Here is an 8,098-nt window from a genome sequence, read left to right on the forward strand (position 1 = left end):
CCGCCGGGCGGACCCGGCGGCTCGATCTGGTACGGGGGGGGGGAAGGCGCTGCGGGCGCCGACCAGATGTAACGACCGCCAGCCGGCACCCATTCCCGGAGGCGCCCGGCCCGCGCCCACCTACGGGGCGCGCTACTGCGGTCGTACAGGGGGATTCAACGCCCCCACCCCCGCAGCGATTCCGGCCCACGGGCCTTCATAGCGCGGACATCCGTAACCCGATGTCCGGATTGCGAGGTGGCGCCGTGACGTTCGGGTGAGCCTGTCGCGCCGGTTTCGTTTTTGCCGGCTATGTCCGGCCGCCGACCTTGGCGGACCGGGATTCGGCGACGCCCCGGTTGGCCAGGGCGTCGGCCCGTTCGTTCTCGGGGTGGCCGTTGTGTCCCTTGACCCACAGCCAGGTCACCTCGTGCGGCGCCCCGGCCGCCTCCAGCCGCTGCCACAGGTCCGCGTTCTTGACCGGCTGCCGGGCCGCGGTGCGCCAGCCGTTGCGTTTCCAGCCGGCCAGCCAGCTGGTGATGCCGCTGCGCACGTAGGTGCTGTCGGTGGTGAGGTGCACGACCGAGGGACGGGTGAGACTCTCCAGGGCCCGGATGGCGGCCATCAACTCCATCCGGTTGTTCGTGGTCGGTTCGGCCGACCCGCCGTACAGCTCGCGCTCGTGCGGGCCGTAGCGCAACACGGCCCCCCAGCCGCCCGGCCCGGGGTTACCGCTGCACGCCCCGTCGGTCCAGATCTCCACGAACCTCGCATCCGCCATGCCGGAAACCTACCGGGGCGCGGGGCGACACCGGAGCCGAGGGCGGTCGTCGCCGGCGGGCGGGCGTCACCGCTGAGGATCCTTACATTCGGGATCTCCGGCAGAACGATTGACACGCCCGGACCCACGTTGTTGAAACGTCCTGGCCGGTCGGGCCGCTCCGGCCGGCGCTGCCGGGCGACCGGCGGGCGATCACCACTCGCGCGCTCGGCGTGCCCCGGGTACGGTGCCGCCCGTGGTGTTCAACTTCGGGATCGACGGCTATCAGCCGCAGTGGCTCACCGGCGTCACCGCCCTCGCCGCCGCGCACGGCGAGCGGCTCGGGCGACTGGCCGGCCGCCGGCTGGACCGGGTCTGGCTGCTGTGGGACCTCGACGACGACGCGTGGTTCGCCGACGGGCCGGTGCTGCTCGACTTCGAGGGTGAGCAGGTGGAGATCAATCACCAGAAGTTCGACGACCTGTCGATCACGTGGAACACGGTGGACCCGGCCCGGCCGGTCGACTGGCCGACCGACGACGATATCCGGCTGGCCTGGCGGCACGACACCTCACCGGAGATCGCCGCGCTTCCCGGCCAGACGTTACGGGTGGTCGAGCTGCTGGAGTGGACCGGCGCCGACGTCGCCAACGGCATGGTCGCGGTCGGCTTCACCTTCGCCGACGGCCAGTTGACCATCTACAACGCGCTGGACGAGAACGGGCTCGCCTTCAACCCGCCCGAGCCGGACTACCGTCGACACCCGTTGGTCGGTTGACGGGCCTCCGGCCGACAGCCGCCGGGCGGGAGTCGAGGTCGCTCAGGCGAGCAGGATCTCCCGCATCCGGGCGCCCGGGTTGAGGCCACCGACCACCCGACCCCCGGCCGGGTCGTACACGTGCAGGGTGTTGTTGCGGCGCATCAGCTCGCGGACCGGGGGCGGCAGCCGGGGCGGGTTGTCCATGGCGGCGAGGATCTGCCCGGTGGTCGACACCAGCCGGTCGGCCAGGGCGGCCGAGTCGGTGTCCACCCGCACCCGTCCGAACTCCCAGCCGGCGGTGGTCAGGTCGAGCACCTCGAAGAGGTGGATCGCCACCGGGACCGGGTCGGTCACCCGGTCGAGCCGCGACGCCCGGGCGCCGAGCACCGCGACGGCGGCGGCCAGCTGGGCGTACGGGTGGAAGCCGCACGGCAGCGCGAACAGGGGCCACCGCAACGCGGGACCGGCCTCCTTCCACAGTGGCCGGTAGTTGCGGCGGTGCACCACGAGCCGCCGGCCGGTACGCCGGTACACGTCGGCGACCTGGGCCTGCAGGTCCGCGTGCGCCTGCTCGGCGACCTCACCGACGATCCGGGCCGCGACGACCAGCCCGTCGTCGCCGTCCAGCAGCCGGGTGACCGCGTCGACCTGGTCGGGGAACCACATCCGCGCGCCGGCCCCGTACCGGTGTCGGGCGTCCCGCAGCAGCGCCTCCTGCCGGGCCGGGTCGAGCTGGACCTGCCGGCCACCCAGCAACTGCCGGAGCCATCCCATGTCGCCTCGTTTCAGCAGCGGTCTCGGAACCCGGTCATATTAGTGCGAGCGGCGCCCCCGGGCCCCGTAGGGTGAGCGCATGGTTGAGCGTTCCCTGACTTTGATGGCGGTGCACGCGCACCCCGACGACGAGGCGACGAGCACCGGCGGCGTACTCGCCCGGTATGCCGCGGAGGGGATCACGACAGTGGTCGTGACGTGCACCGACGGGCGGTGTGGCGACGGTCCCGGCGGGGTCAAGCCGGGCGAGGCGGGGCATGACCCGGAGGCCGTGGTGACGATGCGCCAGGCCGAACTGACGGCCAGTTGCAAGGCGTTGGAGGTCACCCACCTGGAGACGCTCGGCTACCACGACTCCGGGATGATGGGTTGGGCCACCAACGACCTGCCCGGCGCGTTCTGGAACACGCCGGTGGAGGAGGCCGCCGAGCGGCTGGCCGGGCTGATCCGGAAGTACCGGCCGGACGTGGTCGTCACGTACGACGAGAACGGCTTCTACGGCCACCCGGACCACATCCAGGCGCACCGGATCACCATGGCCGCCGTGGCGAAGACCGACGTCCCCGCGAAGGTGTACTGGACCACCGTGCCGCGGTCGGCGTTCCAGGAGTTCGGCCGGGTGATGAAGGAGATCGGCGTCGAGTTCCCGGAGCCGGACGAGGGCGCGCCGGAGATGCCGGAACTCGGCCTGCCCGACGAGGAGATCTCCACCTGGGTGGACACCAGCGGATACGGGGCGCAGAAGTTCGAGTCGTTGGCGGCGCACGCGAGTCAGGCCGAGAACATCTTCTTCCTGCAGCTGGGCCAGGAGAGGTTCACCGAGCTGATGGGGGTGGAGACGTTCGTCCGGGTGCACGACACCACCGGCGCACCGACCCCCGAGGACGACCTGTTCGCCGGTCTGCGCTGATCCGTACGGCTGGTGGCGTCGACACGGCGACAGCGGTCGCCGTGTCGACGCCGCACCGCCCCGGTCAGGCGGTGAGGGCGAGGGCGAGGGCCAGGCCGGCGAAGCCGGCGCCGAGGCCCACCACCACACTGGCCAGGACGTTGGCCAGCGCGGCGAACCGGGCGCCGGTCTGCACGAGGCGCAGGGTTTCGTAGCTGAAGGTGGAGTAGGTGGTCAACGCGCCGCAGAAGCCGGTCCCCAGCACTGCGGTGGCGGCCGGTCCGGCGGGCAGGCCGACCAGGAATCCGAGCAGCAGCGAGCCGGCGACGTTGACGGTGAGGGTGCCCCACGGAAAGACCGAGTCGTGACGGGTCTGCACCGCGCGGTCGGTGAGGTAGCGCAGCGGGGCGCCGACCGCGGCACCGAGCGCGACCAGCAGGATCGTCATCACCGCCCACCCCCGCCCGGGTCGGCCGTCGGTTCGTCCGGTGATCGTCCGGCCGTGGCCCCCGGCCGGACCAGCCGGCTCGTCAGGGAGGCACCGGCCCACACCGCGACCATGGCACCGGCCAGGGTCAACGCCAGGTACGCCAGCGCGACACGCGCGGCACCGGCGACGGCGGCCTGCTGGATGTCGACCACGTAGGTGGAGAAGGTCGTGAAGCCGCCCAGCACGCCGACGCCGAGGAACGGGCGGACCAGCGCCCTGCCCGGCCACACCTGGGTGACCAGCACCATGAGCACCCCGATCAGCAGGCAACCGGAGACGTTGGTGCCGAACGTCGCCCACGGGAACCCGGTCGCCGGGTGCGGGAAGGCGCTCTGCAGCCCGTAGCGGGCCAGCGCGCCCAGCACTCCGCCGGCCGAGATCGCCGCCAGCACGGGCCACGGTCGGGGCCGCAGTTCCCGGCGCTCGGCCGGGACATGAAGATCGACATCCGGGTCGATCGGCGGCCTCTCGAATTCGGACACCCGGCCTCCTACCAGTCATGGCCTGCCTGGTAGGGACCGTCGACGGCGATCGCCGTGGTTTTCCCGGTCGATGCCGGGACGGCGGGCCCCACCGCCGGTGAACCGTAGGTTCCGGCCCCACGATACCGGCCGGTCCGACCGGCCCGGGTCAGGGTGGCGGTTCAGGCTCTCCGCCGGTGCCCGGGCGGTACGGGGGCGGCCGGTCGGTGGGGACGACGTCCTCCACGGTCCGCCGTCGCAGCCGTCCCGGCGCGTCCTCGTCCGGTGCGGCCTGCCCGGTCAGGTCGATCGCGACCTGACCGGGCCGCAGATACCACTTCCAGCGCGCGGCCATCCGTTCCTCCCTCGGCAGGCGTCCGGTGACAGTGGACCCATGTCTCGACCACACCCGACGGACAGCCAGTCCTCCCAGCGGTGTCGTCATGCCGCCGAGCCGCCGACACAGTCCGATCACTTGCCGTGGGGCACCCTGCACAACACCGTGGCCAGACCGCATTTCCCGCCGGGACCCGGTCCGGGGTTTCGGCGGGTGGCCGGTGGGCACCACAACGGTGACAGCGTGGCCTCGTCCGATGGATTGGATCGCACAGTCTTTCGACTGCCACGCGAGCGGGCTCAGTTTCCCGTCGTCGGAACGTCGCCCACCCGCACCAGGCCCGCCTGGTACGCCAGGATGACGAGCTGGACCCGGTCGCGGACGTCCAGTTTCATGAGGGCCCGGGTGACGTGGGTCTTGACGGTCAGCGGGCTGATCACGAGCCGATCGGCGATCGCCTCGTTGCCGAGCCCCAGCGCGACGAGGCGGACCACCTCGCCCTCCCGTGGGGTGAGCGCCGCGAGGCGGGCCGCGCCGTCGGGGGCGGACGCGCTCCGGTGGGCGAAGCCGGCGATGACCCGCCGGGTCACGCTCGGCGACAGCAGGGCGTCGCCGGCGGCCACCACCCGGACGGCGTGCCGCAGGTCGGTGGGGTCGATCTCCTTGGTCAGGAAACCGCTGGCACCGGCGGCGAGGGCCGCGAAGACGTACTCGTCGGTTTCGAAGGTGGTGAGGATGACCACCCGGCAGGTACGCAGGACCGGGTCGCCGGCGATGCGTTCGGTGGCGGCGATGCCGTCCAGGCCGGGCATCCGGATGTCCATCAGGGCCACGTCCGGGCGCAGGTCGCCGACGGCCCGGACGGCCTCGTCCCCGGTGGCGGCCTCGCCGACCACCGTGATGTCGCGGTCGCGCTTGAGCAGGCTGCGGAAGCCGGCCCGGACCAGTTGCTGGTCGTCGGCGAGCAGAACTCTGATCATCGCGGTGGTCCGGTGACCGGGAGCACCGCGTGGACGGCGAATCCGCCGGCCTCGACCGGCCCTGCGGTCAGCCGGCCGCCGAGCGCGGCGGCCCGTTCCCGCATCCCGGCGATGCCGTGCCCCGCACCGCCGGGGTCGCCGCCGCGGGTGTCACCGGCCGCGCCGGCCGCCGGCCCGGAGGCGTCACCGCCGTCGTCGTGGATCGTCACCTCGACCCGGTCCGGTCCGTAACGCAGGACGACCTCGGCACGGGAGCCGGCGGCGTGCCGTACGGCGTTGGTCAGCGACTCCTGCACGATCCGGCACACCGCCAACGCGACCGGGCCGGACACGACCTGCCGGTCGCCGGTCTCGTGCAGCGTGACGGCCAGCCCCGACGCGCGTACCCGTTGCACCATGTCGGTCAGGGTATCGAGTCGGGCGACCGGTGGCCGTACGTCGGTTGCGTTCTCGTCCCGCAGGACCGCCAGCAGCGCGTTCAGGTCGGCCATTGCCCCGCCGCGGACCCGCTGCGCCAGGTGCAGGGCGGCCCGTGTCTCGTCGGGCGCGACGTCCAGGGCGTCCAGGGCGACGTTGAGGTGCACACCCACGACGGCGAGCGTGTGGGAGACCAGGTCGTGCAGCTCCCGGGCGATCCGTACCCGTTCCTCGGCGCGCCGACGCGCGGCGTCGGCCTCGGCCTCGCGCAGCGCGGCCAGGTGCCGGGCCGCCGCCTCCGTCCGCCAGCGGCGCTGATCGCGTACGGCGGTGGCGGCGGACAGCACGGCGACCAGCCACAGGGTCTCGGCGCCGAGGTGGCCGGCCACCCAGGCGGCGGGGTGGCCGTCGACCGTCCATTCCCAGTTGGCGGCGAAGGCCAGCGTCACCGCCCCGACCAGGCACGCCCAGGCGGGACGGACCAGGACGGCGGCCACGAAGGCGGCGGTGGCCGGCCAGACCCAGCCGACGTCGGCGAGGTGGGCCGTACGGTAGCCGACGGTGACCCCGACCGACGTCAGCAGCACCGCCAGCGGCCACCGGGGCGCGGCGAGGAGCAGGACGGTCAGCGTCGCGGTCAGGGCGCCCACGCCGGCCCAGGTCAGGTCGCCGCCGAGGGCGACCGCCAGGGCCGGCACACCGGCCGCGGTGAGCGCCACCCCGGCGGCGATCGCCGGCCAGGCGTCCCGGTACGACAACCTCACGGCAGCGCGGCGGTCGAAGCGGCACCGGCACGTTCCCGCCGCAACGCGACCGCCACGACGGCCAGCCACGCCACGTACGCCCAGATCATCGCCCGTTCCGCCAGGCCGGCGAGGCTCTCGTGGGATCCGACGGACAGCGACGGCCCACCGATGACGTCGAGGAAGACCACGACGAACGCCAGGAACGTGGACACCACCGCGACCGCCGCGAGCGTCAAAGACCGCCGGCTCGCCACCCACCGCGGGTTCCGCCGCCATCGGTGGGTGAGCGTGACCGCGGCGACCGGCAGGGCCGTGAACGCGGCCAGGGCGGCCAGGCCGTGCACCGCGTCGGCGACCGAGGACTGGTCCCAGTTGCCGGGCGGGTCGGCCGGCACCAGGGCGCCGATCACCAGTCCGGCCGCCCAGACGCGCAGCAGCCACAGCCCCGGGCCGCGTGTCCCGGCCCGCCGCGCCGCGTCCACCAGCGCCAGCGACGCGACCGCGAGGGTCAGGCAGGCGACCGTGAGCAGCCAACCGGCCCGACCGTTCACGAGGTAGCTGGCCATCAGCTCGATCCAGTCCCGGTCCGGATTGGCGAGATCCAACGCGGCGAGGGTGACCGGGGCAAGGCCCAGTCCTCGCAGGGTCCAGTCCATTCCCCGGCGTTCCGCTGTCGTCATCAGGTCGACCTCCTAGTCGGTGAGGCTGTCGACACTATGGCCCGGCGCAGGTCCGAGGCATCGCCCCGGGGGTGTCACTCGCGCCGACGCCTGGGGAGTACCTCGTACACCGAACGCTGTAGGAGGTTGCCGGGTTTGACCCGCCGTGCCGCTAATCTTCGGCGATGGACTGCTACACGTGCCGCCACAATGAGCAGATCGACACGCTGCCGCCGCGGGAACTCGTCGCCGCCGACGAACACTGGCGGACCGTGCACGCCTTCGACTCGGCCCTGCCGGGCTGGCTGGTGCTCGTCCCGCGCCGGCACGTGACCGCGATCGCCGACCTGACCGACGCCGAGGCGGCCGCCCTCGGCACCTGGCAGGTCCGACTCTCCCGGGCCCTGCGTGCGGTCACCGGATGCGTGAAGACGTACGTGGTGCAGTTCGCCGAGCACGAGGGCTTCGCCCACGTCCACTTCCACCTGGTGCCTCGAATGCCCGACCTGCCCGACGACCGCCGTGGTCCCCGCGTCTTCGGCTACCTGGGCGCGCCGGAGGACCAACGCGTCACCGAGCAGCGGCAGGACGAACTCGCCACCGCGCTGCGCGCCGAACTCGCCCACGCCGACACATCGACGGGACCGCTGTCCGGCCGGATGCGCCCGGCGAACCAGCCGGGCGCATCCGTAGGTGACGAGGGCCTCCGCGGTCCGGTCAGCGCTGCAGGGTGAGCAGGCCCGGTCGCCAGGGCAGGAGGTTGTAGTCGCCACCGGCGCTGGGTGACTTGCCCTGGTAGAGCAGTTGCAGGTTGCAGGGGTCGATGGTCTTGGTCTGGTCGGGGTT

Annotated in this window: 11 protein-coding genes; 3 read left to right on the top strand and 8 right to left on the bottom strand. The window is 73.0% G+C overall.

The genetic code is table 11. The annotated features are described in order from the left end of the window. Positions 1-289 precede the first annotated feature (289 nt). The gene (rnhA, locus tag ACFOX0_RS33560; protein WP_377553622.1) at positions 290-760 is read right to left on the bottom strand and encodes a ribonuclease HI; all 471 of its coding nucleotides are present in this window, start codon (positions 758-760) and stop codon (positions 290-292) included. Positions 761-995: 235 nt separating this feature from the next. On the opposite strand from rnhA, the gene ACFOX0_RS33565 reads away from it, so the two are divergent. Then, positions 996-1,517 (top strand): hypothetical protein, encoded by a 522-nt coding sequence (locus tag ACFOX0_RS33565; RefSeq protein ID WP_377553623.1) that lies wholly within the window; start codon positions 996-998, stop codon positions 1,515-1,517. Positions 1,518-1,559: 42 nt separating this feature from the next. On the opposite strand, the gene ACFOX0_RS33570 is transcribed toward ACFOX0_RS33565, so the two are convergent. Beyond that, positions 1,560-2,273 carry a hypothetical protein gene (locus tag ACFOX0_RS33570; protein ID WP_377553624.1) on the bottom strand — a complete coding sequence of 238 codons (714 nt, stop codon included), beginning with the start codon at positions 2,271-2,273 and terminating at the stop codon, positions 1,560-1,562. A 79-nt stretch (positions 2,274-2,352) separates the two neighbouring features. Here ACFOX0_RS33570 and ACFOX0_RS33575 point away from each other — a divergent pair, with 79 nt between their 5' ends. After that, entirely contained in the window at positions 2,353-3,183 is an 831-nt protein-coding gene (locus ACFOX0_RS33575) for a PIG-L family deacetylase (RefSeq protein WP_377553626.1), read from the top strand. 64 nt (positions 3,184-3,247) lie between these two features. On the opposite strand, the gene crcB is transcribed toward ACFOX0_RS33575, so the two are convergent. The 6 genes from crcB to ACFOX0_RS33605 form a co-directional block, all read right to left on the bottom strand. Further along, positions 3,248-3,610 (bottom strand): fluoride efflux transporter CrcB, encoded by a 363-nt coding sequence (gene crcB, locus ACFOX0_RS33580; RefSeq protein ID WP_377553628.1) that lies wholly within the window; start codon positions 3,608-3,610, stop codon positions 3,248-3,250. Beyond that, positions 3,610-4,134: a fluoride efflux transporter FluC gene (locus ACFOX0_RS33585; protein WP_377553630.1), complete on the bottom strand. Its 525-nt coding sequence runs from the start codon at positions 4,132-4,134 to the stop codon at positions 3,610-3,612. The genes crcB and ACFOX0_RS33585 overlap by 1 nt, the downstream gene beginning before the upstream one ends. 148 nt (positions 4,135-4,282) lie before the next feature. Next, the gene (locus ACFOX0_RS33590; protein WP_377553631.1) at positions 4,283-4,468 is read right to left on the bottom strand and encodes a hypothetical protein; all 186 of its coding nucleotides are present in this window, start codon (positions 4,466-4,468) and stop codon (positions 4,283-4,285) included. A gap of 281 nt (positions 4,469-4,749) precedes the next feature. Then, entirely contained in the window at positions 4,750-5,430 is a 681-nt protein-coding gene (locus tag ACFOX0_RS33595) for a response regulator transcription factor (RefSeq protein ID WP_377553633.1), read from the bottom strand. Beyond that, positions 5,427-6,611 carry a sensor histidine kinase gene (locus ACFOX0_RS33600; RefSeq protein ID WP_377553635.1) on the bottom strand — a complete coding sequence of 395 codons (1,185 nt, stop codon included), beginning with the start codon at positions 6,609-6,611 and terminating at the stop codon, positions 5,427-5,429. Before ACFOX0_RS33600 ends, ACFOX0_RS33595 begins: the two co-directional genes overlap by 4 nt. Further along, the gene (locus tag ACFOX0_RS33605; RefSeq protein ID WP_377553637.1) at positions 6,608-7,273 is read right to left on the bottom strand and encodes a DUF998 domain-containing protein; all 666 of its coding nucleotides are present in this window, start codon (positions 7,271-7,273) and stop codon (positions 6,608-6,610) included. Before ACFOX0_RS33605 ends, ACFOX0_RS33600 begins: the two co-directional genes overlap by 4 nt. A gap of 164 nt (positions 7,274-7,437) precedes the next feature. On the opposite strand from ACFOX0_RS33605, the gene ACFOX0_RS33610 reads away from it, so the two are divergent. Continuing rightward, entirely contained in the window at positions 7,438-7,986 is a 549-nt protein-coding gene (locus tag ACFOX0_RS33610) for an HIT family protein (protein ID WP_377553639.1), read from the top strand. Positions 7,987-8,098: the final 112 nt, after the last annotated feature.

It is taken from the genome of Micromonospora zhanjiangensis, assembly GCF_042650605.1.
In the GTDB taxonomy this organism is placed as follows: Bacteria; Actinomycetota; Actinomycetes; order Mycobacteriales; family Micromonosporaceae; genus Micromonospora_J; species Micromonospora_J zhanjiangensis.